The sequence below is a fragment of the Cupriavidus sp. GW822-FHT02D05 genome (genome assembly GCF_058802485.1).
On record NZ_JBXAOE010000009.1, the window covers coordinates 180,337 to 204,510 of the forward strand.

Here is a 24,174-nt window from a genome sequence, read left to right on the forward strand (position 1 = left end):
AGGGGGGGAATCAGGCGCTTAGCGCGAGGGAAGCTTCAACATCCACTCGTGCGCCGGGTCGTTCTTAAAGGCCCAGGCGCGGCTCGGGCCGGCCATCACGTTCAGGTAGTACAGGTTGTAGCCGTGCGGTGCGACCACCGGGTGATAGCCGCGCGGCACCATGACCACGTCGTGGTCCTCGACCACGCACGCTTCGTCGAGGCTACGGTCGTCCGTGTAGACGCGCTGGAATGCGAAGCCCTGCGGCGGGTTGAGCCGGTGGTAGTAGGTCTCCTCGAGCGCGGTTTCCTCGGGCGCGTTGTCGATGTCGTGCTTGTGTGGCGGATAGCTGCTCGAATGGCCGGCGGGCGTGACGACCTCCACCACGAGCAGCCGGTCGGCAGCCGGGTTGTCGCCCATCAGGATGTCGCAGACGTAGCGCGTGTTGCTGCCCTCGCCACGCACCGAGCGGCGCATGCTGGCGCCATCGAGGCGGCGCACTGTCTTGTCGCTGCTCGCATAGGGCGCCGTGCACAATGCAACCTCGGCATCGCGCGAGGCCGTGATCGTCACCGCCTCGCCGCCGGGCACGTACAGTGCATCGGGCGAGATGTCGTCAAACACGCTGTCGCGCTTGCCCAGTCCTTCGAAACGCTGGCCGCCCGTTTCCGCTTCGATGGTGCCGGTCAGCACTACCACGCATAGCTCGCGCGCGCCGGTCTCGATGGTTTCGTGATCGCCGGCCCGCATGCGCAGCGCGCGAAAGCCCACATGCTTCCAGCCGGCGGACGCGGGGGTGACGTTGCAGATCTCGCGCTCGCGCGCGGCTTTGACCAGCAGGGGGGATATCGTCATGGGAGGGACTCCTGGTATCGGGTTGCCGGCGGCTTACGCGCTCAGCCGGTTGACCAGCGTGCGAAGTGTCTCATAGCCCTTTTTCGCATAGGCGTAGCTCGGCGCGACCGCGGGGTCCTGTTCGGCCTCCACCACGATCCAGCCCTCGTAGCCGGCTTCCTTCAGCGCGCGCAGCACGGGCTCGTAGTCGATCTCGCCATCGCCGGGCACGGTGAACGTGCCGTTGATCACGCCCTTCAGGAAGCTCCAGCTGTCGTTGCGCGCCTGGGCGATGACGGCGGCGCGCACGTCCTTGCAATGGACGTGCACGACGCGGGAGGCGTGCTTCTTCAAGAGCGTCACCGGGTCGGCCGCGCCGCCGAAGTAGGCGTGCCCTGTGTCGAACAGCAGGAACACGCTCGCCGGGTCGGTCAGCGCCATCAGGCGGTCCACATCCGCCGGAGATTCGACGTAGGCGCCCATATGGTGGTGATAGGCGAGCCGGATGCCATAGGTATTGAGCAGGTGCGCGCCGAATGCGTTGAGCCGTTCGGCGTAGCGCCGCCACGCCTCGTCATCGGTAAAGCGCGGGCGCTTGCCGACCGGCGTGTCGATCTGGCCCTGGATCGTGCCCGCGCACTCGCCGTAGACGACGACATTCACGTCGTTGTACTGCAGCTTGGTCATGTGGGCGCGGCAGCGTTCGATCTCGGCGGCCACCGCATCGGCGTCGCTCTGGCCGGGCGCCACTTCGGCGAGAAAGCCCGAGTACCAGCCCGAGACGCAGACCAGGCCATACTCGGCCAGCTTGGCCTTGAGCGCCGGGCCTTCCTTCGGAAACTTGTTGCCGAGCTCGAAGCCCGCGTAGCCGATCTCCGCGCCTTCCTTTAACGCCGTTTCGAGCGGGGTTTCGCCGCCTAGCGAAGGCAGGTCGTCGTTCATCCAGGACAGCGGATTGATGCCGATTCGGACATTCCAGGTCATGAGAAGTTCGCGTGGGGGTGGGGGTTCAGGATTCAGTGTGGAACGATGCGCGTCGGGCATGTGTGCCTCAGCGCCGTTGTCGGCGTTTGATGTCGAGGTAGCTGCGGTGCGCCGTTTCTACCTCGGGGCGGGTAGAGATCTGTGGGATCGCCACCTCCCACCAGGCGCCGCCATCGCCGGTGGTGCGATGGTGGGTGGTGTCGATCACCAACACCTGGCTCTTCGTGGCCGCCCGCGCGCGCCGCATCTCGCGGCGCAGTTCGTCGATGTCGCGCGCGTGGACGGCTTCGGCGCCCATTGAGCGGCCGTGCATCGCGAAGTCGATCGCCGAACGCTCGCCGCCCTCGGGCACGCAGTCGTCGAGCATGTTGTTGAAGCTTGCGCCTCCGCTCTTGATCTGCAGGCGCTCGATGCAGCCATAGCCGCGGTTGTCGAGGATCACGACGATGATCTTGCGGCCGAGCATTACAGAGGTGGCCAGCTCGGCGTTGAGCATCATATACGAGCCGTCGCCGACGATCACGATGACCTCGCGCTCCGGCCGCGCCAGCTTCACTCCCAGGCCACCGGCTACCTCGTACCCCATGCACGAGTAGGCGTAGTCCATGTGGTAATTGCCGGGCAGGCCGCTGCGCCACAGCTTGTGCAGCTCGGCGGGCAGTGTGCCGGCCGCGCAGACCACGATGTCGTCATGCGCGCTGTCCAGCCCGGCGTCTGCTGCGGACTCACGCACCGCGCCGATCACCTCGGCGTCATAGGGCAACTCGTCCTTCGGGGCGCGCGTGGTCAGCGCTGTCACGCGCGCCACCCACGCCGCGGCCCGATCGAGGCAACTGACGGTCCAGTCCGGGTCGGTCCGCCAGCCGGCCAGTTCAGCCGAGAGCTGCCCCAGCCCGGCGCGGGCGTCGGCGATGAGCTGCCTGCCACGCTTTTTGCCGGCGTCGAATGGCTGCACGTTCAGGCTAAGCAGGCTGGCGTGGCCGTATAACGCGTGCGAGCCTGTGGTGAAGTCCTGCAGCCGCGTGCCGACGGCGAACACCACGTCGCACTGTTCGGCAGCGCTGTTCGCGGCGGGCGAGCCAGTCACGCCGATCGCGCCGAGGTTGAGCGGATGGTCCCACGCGAGGCTGCCCTTGCCGGCCTGCGATTCGGCCACCGGGATGCCGTGCGTTTGCGCGAAGTCGCGCAGCGCGTCCCAGGCCTGGCTGTAGAGCACGCCGCCTCCGGCTACGATCAGCGGGGTCTTCGCGGACTTCAGTAGCGCGGCGGCCTCGGCCAGCTCGAACGCCTCTGCCGGCGGGCGGCGCACGCGAATTACCGGTGGATGGAAGAAGTCCTCTGGCCAGTCGTAGGCGAATGTCTGTACGTCCTGCGGCAGCGCTAGGCACACCGGACCGCACTGCGCAGGGTCGGTCATTACCTGGATCGCGCGCGGCAGTGCCACCAGCAGTTGCTCGGGCGACGTGATCCGGTCGAAGAAGCGCGTCACCGGGCGGAAGCAGTCGTTGGCGCTGACGTCACCCTGCTCGAAGCTCTCCACCTGCTGCAGCACAGGGTCAGGCAGGCGGGAGACGAAGATGTCGCCCGGCAGCAGCAACACCGGCAGCCGCGCCACATGCGCGAGCGCTGCCGAGGTCAGCATGTTAGTGGCACCCGGACCGATGCTGGAGGTCACTGCCATGATGCGCTGGCGGAAGTTGGCCTTCGCGAAGGCTACCGCCGCGTTTGCCATGCCCTGCTCGTTGTGGGCGCGAAAGGTCGGCAGCCGGCTCTGTTCGGCCTGCAGCGCTTCCCCGAGCCCCGCCACATTGCCGTGGCCGAAAATTGCGAACACGCCGGCGCAGTAAGGCAGGATCTCGGTGCGGCCGTCGGGTTGGGTCACCTCGGCTTGCAATGCGGCCAGGTAGCGCACCAGCGCCTGGCTCACGGTCAGTCTTACGGTTCGTTCCATCGTTGTTATTCCCCGGTTTTTGTGGCGGCAGCGCCGGCCAGGCGTCCCCGCCAGGCGTCCACGAGTTGTGCGAAGTTGCCGGCTACCTCGTCGACAAAGCCCTGGTCATCGAGCTGGCCGCGCAGCCAATTGAGGGAGGCGTCTGCCCACAGCGTGCGCCCGACCATAAAGCCCTTGACGACCGGGTTGGTCGCCCCGCGGAAGCTGTCGGCCAGGTACTGCAGCGGCTGGTTCAGGCCGAGGATCACCGCCCCGCGGCAGTGATCGTCGCGCTCGGCGATCAGCGCCTCCAGTCGGGTCCAGCCCTCGGGCTGCATCGGGGAGAGCTTCCACCACTCGGGTTTAACGCCCAGATTGTAGAAACGCTTGACGGCGCGCAGCACCACGTCGTCCTCGCTGCCTGCGGGCGTCTGCGCGCGCGGCGGGATCACTTCCAGCAGCAGTTCGTTGCCGCTCTCGCGCGTGGCCTCCCACAGCTCGAGCACCTTCTCTTCCTGCTCGTGCCGCAGTGCCACCGGATCGTCTGGGTGGTAGTGCACCAGGCACTTGACCACCTGCTCTGTGGGCCAGTGGACGAGCGCCGAGCCCACGGAGCGCGTGCCGTCGAATCGCAGCGGGCGTGAGCCCGGCAGCTCCATCGGTCGACCGACCCACCAGCCGCGCCCCGTGGCCCGCGCCAGCGCGTCGCTGCCGTATGGGCCGCCGTCGATCAGCACGCCGGTGTGGCCGAGCAGGCCGCGGCTGCGCTCCACCTGCTCGGCCACGCGCACCAGCAGTTGCTTAAGCACCGGGATGCGGCCCTCGTCGGCACCGGCCTGGCGGGCCAGGTCGTAGAACTGGCTGCGATGGTCAAAGGCGATCACGCACAGGTCGTCCCACTGCCGGCGTGCCGCCGTGACGCGATGCAGGTGGGCGAGCTGCTGGTCGGCATCCACCTTCGGATTGCGGTGAGCACCGAACCAGTGTGCCAGTTCGGCAGGCGTCGGCATGGCCGCCGAGCAGGCGTGGCGCGACACCACGATCGCGCCGCACGCATTGGCGATGCGGGTGGATTCGGCCCAGTCCTTGCCTTGCAGCAGACCGAACATCAGCCCGGAGAGGAAGGCGTCGCCCGCGCCGAGCACGTTAAGCACCTCGACGCGCTCGCCGTGGTAGGTGGGGGCGTTCTCGATGCGCTCGGGCAGGTCGTGTTCGATCACGCAGCAGCCCAGCGCGCCGCGCTTGACGACTAGCACAGCCGGGGTGATCCCACGCACGGCCCGCAACGAGGCCATCAGGTCGCCCGGCACGCCGCCAGCGATCAGGAACTCTTCCTCGGTGCCCACCAGCAGTTCGAACTCGCCGAGCACCTGCTGCAATTGCTGCGTGACGCGCTCGTCGGGCACGTAGCGGTTCTCGCCAGCACCGCGTGACGTCAGGCCCCACAGCACGGGGCGGTAGTCGATGTCCAGCACGCGCACGACGCCGTGGCGGCGGGCGTAGCTAAGTGCAGCCAGAGACGCTTCACGGGTGACCGGCGTGGAGAGATGGGTACCGGTGATGGCGAGCGCGCGACAGCCGGCTATGAAGTCCTCCCGGATCTCGTCCGCGCGCACGGCCATGTCGGCGCAGTTTTCGCGCACGAACAGCAGCGGGAAGGTGTCGCGGTCCTTCAGGCCGAGCAGAACCAGCGCGGTCAGGCGCTCCGGGTCAGTCTGGAGCTGGCTGGTGTCGCAGCCTTCGCGCTCCAGGGTCTCGCGCAGGAAACGGCCCATCTGCTCGTCGCCGACGCGCGAGATCATCGCGGTCTTCAGGCCCAGCCGGGCCACGCCGAAGGCCAGGTTTCCGGACGACCCGCCGAGATACATCTGGAAGCTGCGCGCGTCCTCGAGGCGGCTGCCGTACTGCTGCGCATAGAGATCCACGGCCACACGGCCCAGGCAGGTCAGGTCGATGGGGCGACCATTCGGAAAGTTCAAGACGCTCATGTCACTTGTCAGGCTCGCGGCCGGCGCACGCGCCAGGCACTGGGGGGATCGGGTCCGGCGGACGGCCGTGCCGGAGCGACGGCCACCCCACGCCGGAGAGTCAGGGCTGCGGATGGAGTCTAGCAACGATGGAAATAAAATTCCCTAGTGGAAATCCATTAGAAGTAAATTTCTAAAAATAGGTGAGACGGAACTACACTGGCATCCAGCTGAGGCGCCTGTCAATCGTGGCCCAGCCAAGGCACCTACCCCGCGGAGACAACCAGAATGAAAAGGATGCTGATGGCCGTCGCCACCGCTGCCGCGTTGACGTCGCGGCTTGCCCACGCCCTGAGGATCGGCGTGACGATAGCCAACTTCGACACCTCAATGAATCGGCGCGCACGCGGACCACGGATATTGAAGAGGTGCTGGCGACGAAGGGGGGCGCGGGCATCAAAATTGTCGACAAGCGCGAGGGCAATTGGGATCGTGCGCGGGCGCAGGACATCACGACCAACAGGCTGAGCAGGGGTGTGAAGTTCGACGCCATCATCGCCAACAACGAGGAGATGGCGATCGGAGCCCCCCAGTCGCTAAAGGCCTCACGCAAGCTCGACAAGGTCGTGGTGGCGGGCATCGACGCCACGCAGGACGGCTTGTTGGCCGCCATGAAGGCCGGCGACCTGAAGGTGACTGTTTTCCAGGATGGCATGGGGCAGGGCGGGGCGTCGTGGACGCGGCCTTGAAGCTGATCAAGGGGCAGCCAGTGCCTTAGCGGGTGTGGGTGCCGTTCGAGCTGGTGACGCCAGCCAACATGGACAAGTATCTGAAGAAGAACCGAGGCGTCATCACCTTTTCCATCATCAAGGAGATCCCAATGAAGATTGCACTGGATCCGTACATGATCTGCCACTTTCCGCTGACAGAACTACCAAGCGCGGTGGCCGAACTCGGCTACGGCTCAGATCGAGCTGTAGCCGCGCAGCGACCTCCTCGACTGGTGGGTGATGCCCCGCGCCCCCCGCGAGCGCATGGCTGCGTTCAAGCAGGCCATGCGGCCCCATGGCGTCGGCCTCGCCGCGCTGCAGCCGATATACCGCTGGGCCAGCCCATTCGAGGACAAGCGGCAATGGGCTATGTGCTGCTGGAAGCGGGCCATCAAGGTTGCCGTCGAGATGGATTGCCGGCTGATGGTGTCGGAGTCGGCCGTGGCGCGTCCACGGAGCGCTCGATCGGGGAGCGGCTGGGTGTGGGCGGCTTCGACGGCGTGATGTCGTCATGCGTGTTCGCCTGGCAGGAGCGTGCCGAGGCATCGAGCCGCTTCATGCGCCAGGAGATGCAGCGTTACGTTGACGAGTACTTCCATCAAGCGTCGCATTAACCCCAAACAGAACCTTTAGCCATGGACAATCGTATTCAGTTCGCCATCAACCGCATCAGCGCCCCGTGCTTGTCGTTCTCCGATTATCTGGCAATGTGCCAGCGCCTGGGCGTATCCAGCATCGAGATCCGCAATGACCTGAACGGCGCCGAAATCAGTGACGGCACGGCTCCGGCCGTGCTGAAGGCTGCGGCAGAACAGGCCGGCATCGCCATTCGTTCCATCAATGCGCTCTATCCGTTCGACGTTTTCGACGCCGCGCTGGAACGCAAAGCGCGTGAGCTAGCAGCCTATGCGTGCGACTGCGGCGCGCAGGCCCTGGTCATGTGCCCGCTGAACAGCCTCGAGGACAGGCGCACGGATAGCGAGCGCAGGCAAGACCTTGTGCACGCGCTCAAGCAGTTGCGCGCCATCCTGGATGATCACGGCATCCAGGGCCTGGTCGAGCCACTTGGCTTCGCCGAGTGTTCGCTGCGCCGCAAGTCCGACGCCGTGGAAGCGATCTACGACGCAGCCGGCGAGGGCCACTTCAAGCTGGTGCACGATACCTTCCATCACCACCTGTCCGACGAGGACATCTTCTTTCCTGACCTGACCGGGTTGGTGCATATCTCCGGTGTCGAGTCGTTCAAGGTAGAGAGTCACCAGATGCGAGACGGCCATCGCGTGTTGGTAGGGGAGGGCGATCGACTCGGCAATATCCGTCAATTGCGCGTGCTTTTGGATCGCGGCTATGACGGCGTGGTGTCGTTTGAGCCGTTTGCGGCCGAGATCATGGACGCGAGCAACAGCGAGGCCTTGCTCAGACAGAGCATGGACTTCATTCGCAATTCACTATCCTAAAGAGGAGAAGACAACATGACATTGCAGATCGGGGTTATTGGTTGCGGTGCGATCGGACAGGACCATATCCGCAGAATTTCACAGACGCTGTCGGGTGCCAGGGTGGTGGCGGTGACGGATATCGATCCGCAACAGGCGCGCGACGCGGTGGCCAGGTGTGGCCTGAATGCCGAGGTATTCGGCAGTGGCGATGCGTTGATCGCTGCTCCAGAAGTGCACGCACTTTTGGTTACTTCATGGGGCCCTACGCACGAGGAATTCGTGCTGACGGCCATCGCCCACGGGAAGCCGGTATTCTGCGAGAAGCCGCTGGCAGTGACTGCCGCTGGCTGCATGCGCATCGTCGAGTCAGAGTTGGCGCATGGCCGCCGGCTCGTCCAGGTTGGCTTCATGCGTCCGTACGACCAGGGCTATCGCGCACTCAAGCAGGTGCTCACCAACGGGGAAATCGGCACGCCTCTCGTGGTGCATTGCGCGCACCGGAACCTGTCGGTAGGCGAAAGCTACATGACCGACATGGCGATCACCGATACCGTGATCCACGAACTCGATGTGTTGCGCTGGTTGCTCAACGACGACTACGCGAGTGCTCAAGTGGTGTACCCGAAAAAGACGCGCCATGCATCGTCGCATCTGGCTGATCCGCAGATCATTCTGTTGGAAACCCTGGGCGGAATCCGCATCGACGTCGAGGTGTTCGTCAATTGTCAGTACGGCTACGACATCCAGTGCGAAGTAGTGGGTGAGACGGGAATCGCCCGGCTGCCGGAACCTTCGGCGGTGCCGATGCGAAGCGCGGCGAAAAACTCCGTGTCGATCCTGACCGACTGGAAACAGCGCTTCATTGCCGCCTATGATGTCGAACTGCAAGCGTTCATCGACGGGGTACGCGAGGAGCAGTTGACGGGGCCTTCGGCGTGGGACGGCTATGCCGCCGCCGTGGCTGCCGATGCCTGCGTGCTGGCACAGAAGTCCGGCGCGATAGAGCGTATCGAGATGCCGGCGCGACCGAGGTTCTACCGCAACTGAGCGTCGGAAGCAGGCGACGTTCCCCGACCGGGCCGCGGCCCGGGTTCTTACGCGCCCTGCTTCTGGGGCGTGGACGACGTGACGAACCAGCACTTGCCGCCCTGGCAGCGCGTGCTGGCTGAGGCCGCCGAGGCTGGTTGCAAGGGCGTCGGCCTACCACCCGCTCGACGTGGACCTCGTGCGCGCATGCTTGATCAACGGCGGCTCGTTATCGCCGCTGGCCAGGCAGCTGCCCCGATTTCCTGGCGAGGCAGGGCAACGCTACTCGGTGCCCTATCTGATGGCGATCGACTGGGCCTCCCCGAGTGTGACTACGAGGCCGGCCATCCGGACCGCGCCTGGCGGCTCTCCGACGAGCGCAGGCCGCTACGATCTCCTAGATCCGCCGGATCACCCAGGCCGACGGCTCCCGGGGGCAGGAGAAACCCCTCTGGCAGCCGTGCTGGGCTTCGTGGCATCATGTGCCACCCGATAAAAACACATGGTCCGCCATTTTGATATCTTTCGTTTTGCGATGAGCCTACTTCAGACGCCACCCGCATCCGTCGAGCGGCTCCTGCAGCGGATCACGCAGGAATACGACGGCCTGAGCAAGCAGCTCAAGGTCATTGCCCGCCATGTCGAGGCACACCGCGACCACCTCGGGCTGGAAGGCATCCAGTCGGTGGCCGACCAATGCGGCGTCCAACCGTCGGGAGTGGTGCGCTTTGCCAAGCACTTTGGCTTCTCCGGCTTCTCCGAAATGCAGCGGCTGTTCCGCGAGGGGCTGGCCGAGCAGATCGCGCCGGGGCGCGCCTACAACCTGCGCCTGCGCGACGTGATCGATGCGGGCTCATCGAGCCTGCAGCCAGAGCGGATTGCCGACGAGTTCATCAAGGGCAGCATCGCCGGGATGCAGCAGCTTCGCCTGGCGCTGGACCAGCAGGCATTCGCCCATGCGGTAGCATTGTTGGCGGACACGCAGGCGATCTGGATCGCCGGCTCGCGCCGGTCGTTCCCGGTAGCGGCTTACTTGGACTATGCGCTGCAGCATACCGAAAAGCGCATAGGTCTGTTCACCGCACTGGGCAGCATGCAGCAGGGGCAGATCCGCTCGGTGCGCGCCGGCGACGTGCTGATTGCGATCTCGTTCATGCCTTACGCCGAGGAGACCGTGCAGGTGGCGCAGCAGAGCAGGAAGCGCGGAGCGCGCCTGATCGCCATCACCGACAGCCGCATGAGCCCGATCGCGCGTGAGGCCGAGGCCGCGCTGATTGTCCAAGACAGCACCACCTTCGGGTTTCGTTCGCTGACGGCGACGATGGGGCTGGTGCAGAGTCTCTTCGTTGCGCTGGCCTACCGGCTCGAGCTTTCATACCGGCCCACTGGCGCGCCAGACGGCCTGGAGGGCGCCGAAGAGGCGACCTGAAGGCGGCATCTTCCGGGCCCACGCTTGCGTGCACTGACAGAGTTGGAATGGCTGACTTTGGTACCCCCCTCTCGCGCAAGTGGGAGCGGGGAGCAAACCTCCCATGCTTTACTTCGCCGTCTGCATCGAGAACTCGGCGCCCTTGTCGAGGCTCGACGCCCAGCGCTGCATCACTGACTTCTACTGCGTGTAGAACCGCACACCTTTCTCGCCTACGCATGCATGTCGTCAGGCTCTTCTTCCAGCCGCCAAAGCTATGCCTGGCCATCACAAGGATTGGCACGTTGATGCCGACCTGGACGCGCTTGTCGCCCTGCACGACGTTGAAGACGCCAGCCGGCATCCCGGCCTGCGTCAGCAGGTCGGCGAGGAACAGAGAGGCCGACGGATCGCGTTCGCTCGGCTTCAACACGAAGGTGTTGCCCGCGGCGATCGCGACCGGGAGCATCCAGCACCGCACCATGCAAGGGAAGTTGAACGGCGTGATGCCGGCGACGAAGTCGAGCGGCTGGCGGAGCGTCCAGTTGTCGAGGCCGGTGTTGAGCTGATCAGTGAAGTCGCCCTTCAGGAGCAGCAGTAACAGTGGCAGCCGCGCCACTTGCGCGAGTACGGCCGACGTCAGCATGTTTGTCGCGCCACGGACCAATTCTGGAAGACACAGCCATCACGCACTGGCGGAAATTGGCTTTCGCAAACGCTACCGCCGCGTTGGCCATGCCTCGCTAGTGATGGGCGTTCAGCGTTTGCAGTCGGTCCTTTTCAGCCTGCAATGCCTCGCCGAGTCCGGCGACGCCGAACGCCAGATTCCCGGACGAGCCACCCAGACACATCTCGAGGCTGCGCGCGTCCTCGATGCGGTTACCAAACTGCTGCGAATAGACATCCGTGGCTTCCTGGCCCAAGCAGGCTAGGTCAATGGGGCGGTTACTCGGAAAGTTCAACAGGCTCATATCCATGGTCACGCTCGCGGCCGACGTCTGGCGGCGCCGGTGAATTGAGGACAGGTTCGGCGGATCGGCGGTCACGTCGGGTGTCGAGGGCAGCGGATGCCCGTTTCCCGGGAAATCCAGTGTGCGGATGAAGTTTAGTCATTTTGGAAATGTGTTTCTCTAGGTAAAATTACTTAGAAATTAAATTCCAAATCGAGTCCGGCATGAACTACAGTTTCGTCCTGAAGATGCAACGCAATTCGAGCCCCGGCAGGGCCGTGCACCGCACACCGCCCTTCGCCCTCTATATATAGGAGACAGAGTGAGCATGAAGATCAAGTTGATGGCCGTTGCCGCTGCCGCCGTTTTGGCGACGCCGCTGGCCCACGCAGAGAAGATCGGTGTGACGATGGCCTTCTTTGACGACACGTTCCTGACCATCCTGCGCAACAGCATCGCAAACACGGCCAAGAAGGACGGCGCAACCGTTCAGATCGAGGACGCCGGCAACGACGTCAGCAAGCAGCTCAGCCAAGTCCAGAACATGATTGCGCAAAAGGTTGATGCGATCATCGTGAACGCTGTCGATACTGATGCGACGCCGAAGATCACGAAGATGGCGGCGGCGGCGAACATTCCGCTCGTGTACGTGAACCGCAAGCCGGTGGACTTCGACAAGCTGCCGGCCGGCGTTGCGGTCGTCGCGTCCGATGAGAAGCTGTCGGGCACGCTCCAGACGCGTGAAGTGTGCAAGCTGCTCGACGGCAAGGGCAACGTGCTGGTGCTGATGGGCGAGATGTCCAACGAGGCAGCCCGCACGCGGACCAAGGACATCGAAGAGGTGCTTGGGACGAATGACTGTTCCGGCATGAAGATCGTCGACAAGCGCGAAGGGAAGTGGAGTCGCACGCAAGCGCAGGACATCACAATGAACTGGTTGAGCTCCGGCGTGAAGTTCGACGCGATTATCGCGAACAACGACGAAATGGCGATCGGCGCGATCAACGCGCTGAAGGCGGCGCGCAAGCTGACGCCGAAGACCGTCGTCGCTGGGATTGACGCGACGCCTGACGCGCTCGCCGCGATGAAGAGCGGCGATCTGAAGGTGACTGTGTATCAGAACGCGGCGGGGCAAGGTTCGCAGGCGGTCGAGACGGCGCTCAAGCTCGCGAAGAAGCAGAAGGTGGATCGCTTCGTGAATGTACCGTTCGAACTCGTGACGCTCGACAACATGAGCAAGTACGCGGGAAAGCCCTAATCGGCCGAGTGTTGAAGGCCAGCGGGCCGGCTGCTGTGTCGCCGGCCACGGGCTTATTCTGAGGAGCGAACATGTTCACCGCCAAGATGGCGTCGACCGTGACCAATCTGGACGCACTGTCGCCTGATTCGATCGCCCTGCCCGATCAGGACGTTTTGCTGGATGTCCGTGGTGTGGGCAAGTCTTTCCCAGGTGTCGTCGCGCTCGACGGCGTGGAGTTCCGCGTGCGCCGAGGCAGCGTGCATGCGCTGATGGGCGAGAACGGTGCGGGTAAGTCGACGCTGATGAAGATTATTGCCGGCGTATATACGCCGGACAAGGGCGAGATTCACCTGAAAGGCGAGCCGGTCACGCTGAACGGCCCGCTCGATGCCCTCAATCGCGGCATCGCGATGATCCATCAGGAACTAAATCTGATGGCCTACATGACAGTGGCGGAGAACATCTGGATCCGCCGCGAGCCGAAAAATCGCTTTGGGCTAATCGATCACGCGGAATTACGTCGGCGCACGCTGGCCCTCTTCGAGCGTCTTTCGATCGACATTGATCCGGAGGTCGAAGTGCGGACGTTGACGGTCGCGAGCCGCCAGATGGTCGAAATCGCGAAGGCCGTATCGTTCGACTCCGACATTCTGATCATGGACGAGCCGACGTCAGCGTTGACCGACAAGGAAGTCGGTCACCTGTTTCGCATCATTCGCCAGCTGCGAGAGCAAGGCAAAGGCATCGTCTACATCACGCACAAGATGAACGAGCTGTTCGAAATCGCCGACGAATTCTCGGTGTTTCGCGACGGCAAGTACATCGGTACGCACGCGTCGACCGATGTCACACGCGACGACATCATTCGCATGATGGTCGGGCGCGAGATCACGCAGATGTTTCCGAAGGAGGAGGCGCCGATTGGAGACGTCGTGCTGTCCGTGAAGAACCTGACCGTGGACGGTGTGTTTCGCGACGTGAGCTTCGATCTGCGCGCGGGAGAGATACTCGGTGTGGCGGGGCTTGTTGGATCCGGGCGATCGAATGTCGCTGAGGCGCTGTTCGGCGTGGTGCCGGCGACGTCCGGCGAAATCTGCATCGATGATCAGCGGGTGAGGATCGACTCGCCCGCGAAGGCGATGAAGCATGGGATGGCCTTTCTGACCGAGGATCGAAAAGACACGGGCTGCTTCCTGAGTCTCGACCTGCTTGCGAACATGGAAGCGGCAGTGCTCAAGAGCCGCTACGTGAAGTTCAATTTCGTGCAACGGGCTCAGCTCAAGCGCGATTGCGAAGAGATGAGCCTCACGCTGCGCGTGAAGACGCCCGGGCTGCATGAGGAAATTCAGAACTTGTCTGGCGGCAACCAACAAAAGGTACTGATTGGCCGTTGGCTGCTAACCCGGCCGCGGATTCTGATCCTCGACGAGCCGACACGCGGCATCGACGTCGGTGCGAAGGCCGAGATTCACCGCCTCGTCTCAAGGCTGGCTGGCAAGGGCGTGGCGGTGCTGATGATTTCGTCGGAGATGCCAGAGGTGTTGGGCATGAGCGACCGCGTGATGGTCATGCACGACGGGCGGATGACCGGCATCGTGGACCGCAAAGACGCGGATCAGGTACGAATTATGGACCTGGCATCCCGCTAAGCAAGAACACTGTACGGAGACAAAGCAATGAGCAACTTCAATTCGGTCGCGGGCCCGCAGTCCGTCGCAGCCAGGTCGCGGCGCCTCAAGTGGCCGCCAGAGCTGAGCATCTTTCTGGTACTGATCGGGATCAGCCTGTTCTTCGAGGCGGTGGGCTGGAGCGTCGTCGGCCAGAGTTTCATCTTCAACGCGGAACGGCTCGAAATTATTATTCTGCAGATGGCGGTGATTGGCATCATCGCAGTGGGCGCGAACCTCGTCATTATCACGAGTGGTATCGACTTGTCTCCAGGGTCGGTAGTCGCTGCAGCTGCGGTCGTGTCAGCAAGTCTCGCTCAAGTTTCCGACTTCCCACGTGCTGTGTTTCCGCACCTGACGGACTTGCCGGTGATATGGCCCGTGCTAGCTGGCATTATTGTTGGTTTGATGGTAGGGCTGATAAACGGCTCGCTAATCGCATTTACGGGCATCCCTCCGTTCATTGCGACACTCGGCACAATGGTCGCAGCACGCGGTTTCGCGAAATGGTTTACGGATGGCATGCCGGTCTCGATGCTGACCGACCAGTTCGCAGCGATCGGCGCGGGTGCGAACCCTGTGATCATTTTTCTGGCAATCGCCGCGATCTTTCACGTGGTATTGCGCTATACGCGCTTTGGCAAGTTTACGTATGCAATCGGTGCGAACCGTCAGGCCGCGATTGTTTCGGGTATCAACGTGACGGGTCATCTGTTACTTGTCTATGCGATCGCCGGAGCATTGAGTGGTATAGCAGGAAGCGTCACGGCGGCGCGCGCGATTTCCGGCCAGTCCGGTATGGGAATGATGTACGAACTCGACGCGATTGCAGCGGTTGTTATCGGCGGCACGTCGCTGTCGGGCGGGTTGGGGCGCATCACCGGCACGGTGATAGGCGTGCTGATCCTCGGCGTGATGACGTCGGGTTTCACGTTTATCCGCATTGACACATACTACCAAGAGATGGTTAAGGGAGCGATCATTGTCGCGGCTGTCGTTGTGGACCAGTATCGAAACAAGAAAAAGCGCCGTTGATCGCCCACGGTGGATTGCAGTTGCGGAGACTTCCCTTTAAGAATTCGCCGCAGCAAACGTGGGCAAGTTTCTGAGCATAGATTGGTTCTCCACCGCGCGCGTGCATGCGCGCGGGCCAGGAGACGGACTGTATCTACTACCGAACGCGCATTGCCGAATCATCGAACACGTAACAGCACGGACGGAATGGGCCAATCGCGCCTCGCCGTCGATCTTTCAAATCACCAAAGGGATTGTCATGAAGATTGCTCTAGATCCTTATATGATCCGTCACCTGTCACTCGACACCTTGCCGCAGGTCGTGGCGGCACTCGGCTACGACCAGATTGAGCTTTCGCCGCGCAGCGATTTCCTCGACTGGTGGGTCATGCCGCGCGCGACCCGGGGACGCATGGCGGCGTTCAAGCAGGCGATGAGGGTGAACGGCGTTGGGCTGGTCTCGCTGCAGCCGATGTATCGCTGGGCTAGCCCGTTCGAGGACGAGCGGCAATGGGCAGTGCGCTGCTGGAAGAAGGCCATCGAAGTCGCTGTCGAAATGGAATGCAAGCTGATGGTGTCGGAATTCGGCCGTGGCGCGTCCCCGGAACGGTCCGTCGGCGAGCGGCCGGGTGCGAACCCGAAGGAGATGTGTGAAGCTGCGTGGTTCCGCTCGATGGACGAACTGCTGCCGATTTTCGAGCGCGAAGGCATCACTCTGTCGGTTGAGCCGCATCCCGAGGACTGGATCGAGCAGCTTCAGCCTGCCATCGACATCGTGAACAACATCGGGTCGAAAGCGCTGAAGCTGTCCTACATCGCGCCGCATACGTTCTATTACGGCGACGACATGGCTGCGATGATTCGTGAGGCTGCGCCGGTTCTCGCGCACGTGCGCGTTGCCGACACGTTCGACCCCAAGAAGAGCAGCCAGTTGCGCTACATCGTCAATCCTCCCGGGTCGAACAACATTCGCGTACACCAGCACCTCGACATTGGCCAGGGCGAGATCGACTGGGACGTGTTCTTCGGCACGCTGGGCGAGGTCGGCTTCGACGGAGTGATGTCGTCGTGCGTGTTCGCGTGGGAGGACCGCGCGGAAGATTCGTCCCGTTTCATGCGCAGTGAAATGCAGCGCTACGTCGATCGCTACTTCCACCGCACTGCCCGCTGAACCCGACCGTACTCCGAACATGAGCCGATCAATTCAATTCGCAGTCAACCGGATCAGCGTACCGCGCCGGCTGGTCGCCGATTATTTCGCGATGTACCGGCGTCTCGGCGTCTCGGCGGTCGAGATACACAATGACCTGGCTTGGCAGTATCGGCCAGATGCGCACGATGCCGGATCGCGGCTACTCGGGCTCCGTGTAGCTCGAACCGTTCGCGGCCGAAATCATGGCCGAGATCAATGGCGAAACCTTGATCGCGAAGAGAGTCGCTTATTTCCGCAGTGCAGTGTTCTGACATCCCGGACAACGAGGCAATTGGTATGGCTCTGCAAATTGGTGTGAGCGGCTGCGGCGCGATCGGGCGGGATCACATTCGCCGGCTGACCCGCACGCTGTCCAGTGCCTGCGTGGTGGGGGTGACCGACATCGATCCGCAACTGGCACGCAACGCAGTGTCGATGTCTGGCCTGAGTGCTGAGGTATTCGCGAACGGCCACGAGCTGATCGAGGCGTACGACGTGCAAGCGGTGCCGGTTGCGTCGTGGGTGCCGACGCATGTGGCATTCGTGCTGAAGTCGATCACACGCGAGAAGCCGGTTTTCTGCGAGAAGTCGCTCGCAATGATTGCTGACGGCTGCATGCGGATTGTCGAGGCCGAACATGCGCACGGCCGCCGTCTCGTGCAGGTCGGTTTCATGCGTCTGTATGACGAAGGATATCCTGCACTTAAGCAGGTGATCGGCAGTGGGCGGATAGGCGCACCTCTGATGCTGCACTGCGCGCACCGCAACGAATCCGTCGGCGAGCGCTATATGACCGACATGGCGATCACAGATACGCTGATCCATAAGCTCGACGTGCTGCGCTGGCTGCTCGGAGAAGACTACGTGAGCGCCCAGGTTGTCTATCCGAAGAAGACGCGCTACGCCTCGTCGCACCTCGCCGATCCGCAGATCGTCGTGCTCGAGACGGTGGGCGGCGTGCGCGATGACGTAGAGCTCTTCGTCAACTGCCAGTATGTCTACGATATCCAGTGTGAGGTGGTGGGCGAGAACGGCATTGCGAAACTGCCGGATCCGCTGGCGGTATCGATGAAGCATGCGATGGTGATCTACCGACTGGAAGGAGCGGCTTATCGGGTCCTACGACATCGAACTGCGGGCCTTCATCGACTGCGTGCGCGGCAGCACGCTGACCGGGCCGTCTGCGTAGGACGGGTACGCGGCCGCAGTTGTCGCGGATGCGTGCGTGCTCGCGCAAAAGAGCGGCTAGGTCGAGCAGATCGACCTGGCGGCGCAGCCGGAGTTCTATCACGCTTGACCATTGCGTTGCGCCATTGATCGATCCCCGAGTTCACCGATATTTCTTTCAATCTGTCCGGAACCCGGACTCTATTTTCTACTGATATGACGATGAAGATTGGTTGTGCGCCTTGCTGCTGGGGCGTGGACGATGTGAGGAATCCGCACCTTCCGTCGTGGCGGCACGTGTTAGCCGAGGCGTCGGAAGCAGGCTACTCAGGTATCGAGCTCGGCCCTTACGGGTACATTCCTCTGGAGCTCGATCTCGTGCGTGGCGAACTTGATCGGCGGCACCTGAGTATCACTGCCGGGACGATCTTTGACGATCTCGTGTCGCCGGAGAACCTGTCTAGCCTGCTGCGCCAAACGCGCGAGATTTGTGCGCTGATCAAACAACTGCCGCAGCTGCCAACGCAGCCCGGCCAGCGTTTCCCGGCGCCTTATCTGGTGGTGATGGACTGGGGGCACGCGGAGCGCGACTACGCGGCCGGCCATTCGGATCGTGCGCCCCGGCTGTCAGCCTCCCAATGGGCTGGCATGGTCGATCATATCCGGAAGATCGCCGAGATTGCGCGAGACGAATTTGGCGTGCGCGCGGTGATTCATCCACATGCAGGCGGCTACATCGAGTTTGCGGACGAAATCGATCGCATCGTCGCCGACATTCCATCGGATATCGCGGGCCTGTGCCTGGACACTGGCCATCTCTACTACTCGGGCATGGATCCGACGACGTGGCTGTGCCGGCACGCGGACCGCCTCGACTACGTCCACTTCAAGGATATCGATCTCGCAACGTACGAACAGGTGATGGGAGAACACATTGCCTTTTTCGCGGCCTGCGCGCGCGGCGTAATGTGCCCGATCGGCAAGGGCGTGCTCGACTATCCGAAGATCAAACAGACGCTGGATGATCTAGGCTACTCCGGCTATATCACGATCGAGCAGGAGCGCGATCCCCGCAACGCCGGCACCAGCCTGCGCGACGTAGCGGCCAGTCGCGAATTCCTCGCATCGGTGGGCTTCGCCTAAACAAGCACAATGAAGGAGCGCTAGAACCATGATCGACGGACAAATTTTGCTTGGAAAATCCATTCCTTGGGGGATGGTCGGTGGCGGGCTGGGCAGCCAGATAGGTTACATCCATCGATCGGCCGCATTGCGCGACGGCAGCTTTCAGCTCGTCGCGGGTGCATTCGACATCGATCCGGATCGCGGCAGGAACTTCGGCCAGCGATTGGGGGTGAACGTAGAACGCTGCTACGCGGACCACAAGACGATGTTCGAGGCAGAAGCAAGCCGTCCGGACGGCATTCGCGCGGTGTCAATCGCAACGCCGAACAACACACATTTTGAAATCTGCAAGGCGGCGCTGAATGCCGGGCTGCACGTGGTCTGCGAGAAGCCGCTTTGCTTCACAGTCGCCGAGGCGGAGGAACTGCTGCAGTTTGCGCGTGAAACAAACAAGATCGTCGGCGTAACGTACGGCTATTCCGGACATCAGATGATCGAGCAGGCGCGCGAGATGATCGCGCGCGGTGACCTCGGCGAGATCCGCATCGTACAGATGCAGTTCGCTCACGGTTTCCATAGCGAAGCGGTTGAAATGGCCAATCCGGCCACCCGTTGGCGCGTGGATCCGAAATTTGCCGGCCCGAGCTATGTTCTCGGCGATATCGGAACGCATCCGCTATACATCGCGGAAGTGATGCTGCCCGATCTGAAGATCGAGCGGCTCCTGTGTTCGCGGCAGAGTTTCGTCAAGAGCCGCGCGCCACTTGAGGACAATGCGTTTACGATAATGGAATACCGCGGCGGCGCGATCGGCTACGTGTGGTCGTCAGCAGTGAACGCAGGTTCGATGCATGGACAAAAGGTTCGCGTGATCGGATCGAAGGCAAGCCTCGAATGGTGGGACGAGCAACCGAACCAGATGCGTTACGAAATTCAAGGACAGCCTGTGCAGATTCTCGAGCGCGGGATGGGCTATCTGCATCCGAAGGCAGTGCACGACGACCGTATCGGCGCCGGGCACCCCGAAGGATTGTTCGAGGCATGGTCGAACCTGTACTACAGGTTTGCGCTCGCGATGGATGCCGCCGATCGTCAGGACGAGGAAGCGTTGCGCAGTATCCGTTATCCGGACGTCCACGCAGGGGTGGAGGGCGTGCGCTGGGTGGAGAACTGTGTGCGCTCAGCCGATGCTGGCGGCGTTTGGGTCGACTACCGTTGACCGCGTGGCCGGTGATTTCCGGCCCACGCCGGCTCGGAACAAGGGCGAACTGTCCATGCTCCGAGCCGGCGTAGACGCGTACCCAGGGGCGACCTGGTTGACGCACTGGTCTTCGTGGCATCATGGGGGCGTTTTTCACTATTTGATGGAAATTTTTCGGTCGAGCCCTGACCAATGGAGTCACGAATTCGGGATCGCTACTTTCTCGCCTCAAATGAGCCCATTCCAGAACCCACCTGCAACCGTCGACGAATTCCTGCAGTGCATCACACGAGAATACGACGGTCTGAGCAAGCGACTTAAATCAATTGCTCATTATGTCGAGACACACCGCGACCACCTAGGCCTCGAAGGCATCCAGTCTCTGGCTGACGAGTGTGGCGCGCAGCCGTCCGCGATCGTGCGCTTCGCGCAGCATTTCGGCTTCTCGGGTTTTTCCGAGATGCAACGTTTGTTCCGTGACGGACTGGCGGAACAGATCGCGCCGGGGCGAGCCTACAACCTCCGGCTTCGCGATATGATCGAGTCTGGCTCTTCCAGCCTCCAACCCGAGCAGATCGCCGACGAATTTTTCAACGGCAGCATTGCCGGCATGCAGCAATTGCGCCAGACGCTGGATCAGAATGCGTTTGCGCACGCTGTTCATATGCTGGCGGAAACGCAAGCGATTTGGATTGCCGGATCGAGGCGATCCTTTCCGATCGCCGTCTATCTCGACTATGCGCTACAGCACACTGACAAGCGCATTGGCCTCTTCAGTGCGCTCGGGAGCATGCAGCAGGGGCAAACCCGATCAGTATGCAAGGGAGACGTGCTGATTGCGATTTCCTTCGTGCCTTATGCGGAAGAGACGACACAGGTCGCACAACACGCGACGCAACGAGGCGCACGGCTGATCGCCATTACCGACAGTCGTATGAGTCCATTGGCTCGCGAAGCCGAGGCGACGCTGCTGGTACAGGACAGCGCGACTTTCGGTTTCCGGGCACTAACGGCGACGATGGGGCTCGCGCAGAGCCTTTTCGTCGCGCTCGCTTATCGGCTCGAGCTTTCATATCGACCGACCACGACGCCTGCCGGCACGCGCGGCACTGAAGAAACAATCTAAAATGCCCGCCGCTATGCGAATGAATGTGCATGGCGACGGGCATCGGCGGGCGATATCCAGGTGGTCGGCATCGCAAATTCGGCCCTCTTTGCTCGCCGATCGGCGCTGCATGATTGACTTCCGCTGTCTATAGAACCGCACGCCTTCCTCGTCACATGCATTCATGTCGACGAAGAGGCTCTTCTTCCAGTCGCCGAAGCTATGCCACGCCATCGGAATCGGAACGCATTGATACCGATCTGGACGCGGCGCCAGGATTCGCGAGCGATGGTGAACAACGATACGCTGTTGCCGAATTCGTGCACGCTGATCGGCGTCACCGCTTCGGACAAGTCCCTCACGCGCACGCAGGCGAGCAGCGGGCCGAAATTCTCTTCCTTATGCAGATGCAAGCGTCGGGCGTAACGTGGTCGAACAGCGTTCCACCGATGAAGTAGCCCGTCATCGTTCGCCAGCTGAACCGTAGGTGGCACCGATGAGGTGATTCTTCGCCTCGCCGAGCGCCTGCACGCGCTTATCGTGCTGAACGCCGCGTTCTTGAACACAGAATGCGATCGGCGTGGAGTCGACCGCAGGACGCTGAACGTCCTGGCAGGCGGAGCCGCCTGAGTCAGTAGATCTGCGATGGACAGAGTGGCCGGCGGATCGCATTCGCCTGGCTTGGGCACGAAGGTGTTGCCTGCGGCGATCGCGACCGGGAACTCAACCTGTTCAGGCAAAATTCGAATGCATGAGTCATCGTCATGTCCTGGAGGGGGCTTTTTCGAATATCGAATCAGAAACTGGCGTTCACGGCGTCTTCGCGCGACGGACCGGCTTGTCTTGCCATCAAGTCGAACCAGGTATCGCGTAGCCATCGTGCGCAAGCGACGTTGTTGTCGAAGATCGAATAGCGTGCGCCTCCACCATAGTCGGGAAACGGGATGAATTCGCAACTTATCTGCTCGAGTCGCGTCGGTCGCGCTAACACCTGCCATTGCAGCAACTGGCGCAGTGCGTCCTTCCATGTCTCGAGATTCGCTGCGCACCATGTGTCGTGGTAGGCGCCGGGCGCGGGCTCGAGGAACGGATACTGGATGCCTCGTCCGGGCCGTCCGTCGGGACGATTCATCCGGCGATTCGCGGGATTGTTCGGCATCACGCTGCGCGCGTGGGCGTGATGCACCCAGCCGCGCTCGATCCAGTCGGCGTATATAGCCGCGGGCGATGCCGGGTCCAGCACTAGCTGCCCGGTCCGGACTTGCTCGCGAATGCCCGATGCGTCGAGCTCGGCGAGATTGCCGATCTTGAACAGCAGGTGTGAATGATCGAGCGTGATCCGAAACGTCGCGCCGGCCTGCTCGACCCGTCTCGCGACCCGCGCAACGCGGGTGAAGTCCTCGCTCCACATGTCGACGTGCACTTCGAGGCACGGCAGGCAGCCGACTGGCTCGCCGTGCTCGCAGGCGCGAAGATAGAAAGACGCGACTTCGTCGTCCGACAGTGGGTGTCCGTCCGCGTGGGTCGCGTGCAACTGGCAGTTCAGCACTTTACTGCCAAAGCGGGCGCCCGCGTCGATGATCTCTACGACGTGCGCTTCGTCGAGGCCAGCGCGCCAGATGCCGCCGATCGTGCGAATTGGCAGCGCGTGGCGTTCGACCAGCGAAAAATAGGGCGTCAGGTCCTCGCCGGGCATCGGGTTCTTCTCGACGTAGTCGAATGCGCCGGCGTCGGCGATCATCCGGAAGCGTTCCGCGGCGGTCGGCGACGGCAAGCCATCGTGCTCGAGCACGCCGTCAATGTTCACGCCAATGAGAATCGGTTCAGCCATCGTCTCCCTTCCGTTGTTGCCGTGGATGGCTGTCAAATGTACGGACTCGGACGATGCTCTGCACGCGTGGCGTTGGCGAAAAATCGGCAAGATAAAGATCGACTTTTCGGCAGCGGGGAGCGACACCGGATCGCGGCGTCGGTGTGGACGCGTCGCTACGTTTGGCAGGCCGCTTCGCCTGATGCGTGCAGCGGCCTGCATGAGACGCGGACGCGCGGCTCAGGTTTGCAGGTAAGGGCTGGTTCGCACGTTCGCCGAGCAGAACACCCGAAACTCGACTGGGTTGTCCGGTGGCGGCTCCTCGACCACGCCGCAGGCATGCAGCAAATGCTGCAACGCGGAGATCACCTGTCCATCCGGGTCCTGATCGATCGCGATGTCCATCGCTCCCGCCTCTATGTAGGTGCGATGCAGGTCGAGCATCTCGTGCCCGACCCAGACGACGCGGCCGAGCACGCCTGAGTTGCGCAGAGCCGACTCGATACCGACCGAGCCCCCGCCGCTATTGTAGATTCCGACCACATCGTCGTGCCTCTGCAGGGCTTTCGTCACGGCCCGGTAGCAGCGATCGTCCTGGTCGTGCGTTTCAATCGGATCGTCGTGCACGAGATCAGAAAACGCCCGCGTCAGCTGGTCGCGGCAGCCGGCGATCCGGTCCATGTGTGCCCGATAGTCCATCTGCCCGCCCAGCAGCAGCACCCGGCCGGGCCGGTGCAGCAGGCGGCCGATGTAGTAGCCGGCTGTATGGCCGGCGCGATAGTTGTCGATGCCCGCGTAGTGCACGCGCGCGATGCCGCCGATGTCGGTGACCATCGTGACGACGGTCTCGCCGCGCGCGATTGCGCGCGCCAGCGCATCGCGCACGCGCGCGGTGTCGCGCGCCGTGACGATCATCGCCGCGCGCCGGTACGCGGGCCGCTCGATAAGCGCAGCGATCCGGCTGTCGTCGCCCGCCGGCAGGATCGTCCGATGCACGACCACGCGCCGGTCGAGCATTTGCAGCGAGCGCTGCAGCGCTTGCTGCAGCCGCTTGAAGAAGAACGCGTCTGTGTCCGGCAGCAGCACGTCGACGTGTACTAGCCCGTGCCGCGTGTCAGGCAGCATCCGCGGCACGCCGAGTTGCCGGGCCGCGACGACGACGCGCTCGCGCGCTTGCGCCGATACGCTACCGCGTTCGTTCAACACTCGGTCGACCGTCGTTGTGCTGACGCCGGCTAATTCGGCGATTTCCGCGAAGCGCGCGGTTCGCTTGCGCCACCGGGGCGCCGTCTCTCCGGCCATGTCTCCTCCAGTTCTTTCGCTTCGACGCGTATTGTGTTCAGAATGACACGCTAAAGAGATGACG

The 24,174-nt window shown here is 62.7% G+C and carries 16 protein-coding genes and 6 pseudogenes; 13 read left to right on the forward strand and 9 right to left on the reverse strand.

Going from position 1 to position 24,174, the window contains the following annotated elements; genetic code table 11:
- Positions 1-18: 18 nt before the first annotated feature.
- The 4 genes from iolB to AC1RQK_RS14225 form a co-directional block, all read right to left on the reverse strand.
- Positions 19-834: a 5-deoxy-glucuronate isomerase gene (gene iolB / locus AC1RQK_RS14210; RefSeq protein ID WP_492809434.1), complete on the reverse strand. Its 816-nt coding sequence runs from the start codon at positions 832-834 to the stop codon at positions 19-21.
- Between the two features lie 33 nt (positions 835-867).
- Complete coding sequence (gene iolE, locus AC1RQK_RS14215; RefSeq protein WP_492809435.1) at positions 868-1,797, reverse strand: myo-inosose-2 dehydratase; 930 nt, start codon at positions 1,795-1,797, stop codon at positions 868-870.
- A gap of 67 nt (positions 1,798-1,864) precedes the next feature.
- Positions 1,865-3,748 carry a 3D-(3,5/4)-trihydroxycyclohexane-1,2-dione acylhydrolase (decyclizing) gene (gene iolD, locus AC1RQK_RS14220; protein WP_492809436.1) on the reverse strand — a complete coding sequence of 628 codons (1,884 nt, stop codon included), beginning with the start codon at positions 3,746-3,748 and terminating at the stop codon, positions 1,865-1,867.
- Positions 3,749-3,753: 5 nt separating this feature from the next.
- On the reverse strand, positions 3,754-5,715 hold the full coding sequence (locus AC1RQK_RS14225; protein ID WP_492809437.1) for a bifunctional 5-dehydro-2-deoxygluconokinase/5-dehydro-2-deoxyphosphogluconate aldolase: 1,962 nt from the start codon (positions 5,713-5,715) through the stop codon (positions 3,754-3,756).
- A gap of 368 nt (positions 5,716-6,083) precedes the next feature.
- Between AC1RQK_RS14225 and AC1RQK_RS14230 the strand changes: the two are divergent.
- From AC1RQK_RS14230 to AC1RQK_RS14250, 5 genes and pseudogenes are all read left to right on the forward strand, one after another.
- A pseudogene (locus tag AC1RQK_RS14230) lies at positions 6,084-6,469 on the forward strand (substrate-binding domain-containing protein); the annotation flags it as partial.
- Positions 6,470-6,574: 105 nt separating this feature from the next.
- Positions 6,575-6,947, forward strand: a pseudogene (locus AC1RQK_RS14235) (TIM barrel protein); the annotation flags it as partial.
- A 152-nt stretch (positions 6,948-7,099) separates the two neighbouring features.
- Positions 7,100-7,921 (forward strand): TIM barrel protein, encoded by an 822-nt coding sequence (locus tag AC1RQK_RS14240; protein ID WP_492809438.1) that lies wholly within the window; start codon positions 7,100-7,102, stop codon positions 7,919-7,921.
- A 15-nt stretch (positions 7,922-7,936) separates the two neighbouring features.
- Positions 7,937-8,950 carry a bifunctional inositol 2-dehydrogenase/D-chiro-inositol 1-dehydrogenase gene (iolG, locus tag AC1RQK_RS14245; protein ID WP_492809439.1) on the forward strand — a complete coding sequence of 338 codons (1,014 nt, stop codon included), beginning with the start codon at positions 7,937-7,939 and terminating at the stop codon, positions 8,948-8,950.
- Positions 8,951-9,464: 514 nt separating this feature from the next.
- A complete protein-coding gene (locus AC1RQK_RS14250; RefSeq protein WP_492809440.1) occupies positions 9,465-10,358 on the forward strand; it encodes a MurR/RpiR family transcriptional regulator in 894 nt (297 codons plus the stop codon).
- 304 nt (positions 10,359-10,662) lie between these two features.
- Here AC1RQK_RS14250 and AC1RQK_RS14255 read toward each other — a convergent pair.
- Positions 10,663-10,929, reverse strand: a pseudogene (locus AC1RQK_RS14255) (aldehyde dehydrogenase family protein); the annotation flags it as partial.
- Positions 10,930-11,308, reverse strand: a pseudogene (locus AC1RQK_RS14260) (thiamine pyrophosphate-binding protein); the annotation flags it as partial.
- Positions 11,309-11,615: 307 nt separating this feature from the next.
- On the opposite strand from AC1RQK_RS14260, the gene AC1RQK_RS14265 reads away from it, so the two are divergent.
- The 8 genes and pseudogenes from AC1RQK_RS14265 (at position 11,616) to AC1RQK_RS14300 (ending at position 21,019) form a co-directional block, all read left to right on the forward strand.
- Positions 11,616-12,545, forward strand: a complete 930-nt coding sequence (locus tag AC1RQK_RS14265; RefSeq protein ID WP_492809441.1) for a sugar ABC transporter substrate-binding protein — start codon at positions 11,616-11,618, stop codon at positions 12,543-12,545.
- A gap of 86 nt (positions 12,546-12,631) precedes the next feature.
- The gene (locus tag AC1RQK_RS14270) at positions 12,632-14,176 is read left to right on the forward strand and encodes a sugar ABC transporter ATP-binding protein (protein WP_492809537.1); all 1,545 of its coding nucleotides are present in this window, start codon (positions 12,632-12,634) and stop codon (positions 14,174-14,176) included.
- Between the two features lie 27 nt (positions 14,177-14,203).
- Positions 14,204-15,229: an ABC transporter permease gene (locus AC1RQK_RS14275; RefSeq protein WP_492809442.1), complete on the forward strand. Its 1,026-nt coding sequence runs from the start codon at positions 14,204-14,206 to the stop codon at positions 15,227-15,229.
- Positions 15,230-15,467: 238 nt separating this feature from the next.
- Positions 15,468-16,379, forward strand: a complete 912-nt coding sequence (locus AC1RQK_RS14280; RefSeq protein ID WP_492809539.1) for a sugar phosphate isomerase/epimerase family protein — start codon at positions 15,468-15,470, stop codon at positions 16,377-16,379.
- 318 nt (positions 16,380-16,697) lie between these two features.
- A pseudogene (locus tag AC1RQK_RS14285) lies at positions 16,698-17,649 on the forward strand (Gfo/Idh/MocA family protein).
- Positions 17,650-17,783: 134 nt separating this feature from the next.
- A complete protein-coding gene (locus AC1RQK_RS14290) occupies positions 17,784-18,710 on the forward strand; it encodes a TIM barrel protein (protein WP_492809443.1) in 927 nt (308 codons plus the stop codon).
- A gap of 28 nt (positions 18,711-18,738) precedes the next feature.
- Entirely contained in the window at positions 18,739-19,911 is a 1,173-nt protein-coding gene (locus AC1RQK_RS14295; protein WP_492809444.1) for a Gfo/Idh/MocA family protein, read from the forward strand.
- 214 nt (positions 19,912-20,125) lie between these two features.
- Positions 20,126-21,019: a MurR/RpiR family transcriptional regulator gene (locus tag AC1RQK_RS14300; RefSeq protein ID WP_492809445.1), complete on the forward strand. Its 894-nt coding sequence runs from the start codon at positions 20,126-20,128 to the stop codon at positions 21,017-21,019.
- 11 nt (positions 21,020-21,030) lie between these two features.
- On the opposite strand, the pseudogene AC1RQK_RS14305 reads toward AC1RQK_RS14300, so the two are convergent.
- From AC1RQK_RS14305 to AC1RQK_RS14315, 3 genes and pseudogenes are all read right to left on the reverse strand, one after another.
- Positions 21,031-21,720: pseudogene (locus tag AC1RQK_RS14305) on the reverse strand (aldehyde dehydrogenase family protein); the annotation flags it as partial.
- 74 nt (positions 21,721-21,794) lie between these two features.
- On the reverse strand, positions 21,795-22,829 hold the full coding sequence (locus tag AC1RQK_RS14310) for a xylose isomerase (RefSeq protein ID WP_492809446.1): 1,035 nt from the start codon (positions 22,827-22,829) through the stop codon (positions 21,795-21,797).
- Between the two features lie 219 nt (positions 22,830-23,048).
- Complete coding sequence (locus tag AC1RQK_RS14315; RefSeq protein WP_492809447.1) at positions 23,049-24,110, reverse strand: LacI family DNA-binding transcriptional regulator; 1,062 nt, start codon at positions 24,108-24,110, stop codon at positions 23,049-23,051.
- Positions 24,111-24,174 lie beyond the last annotated feature (64 nt).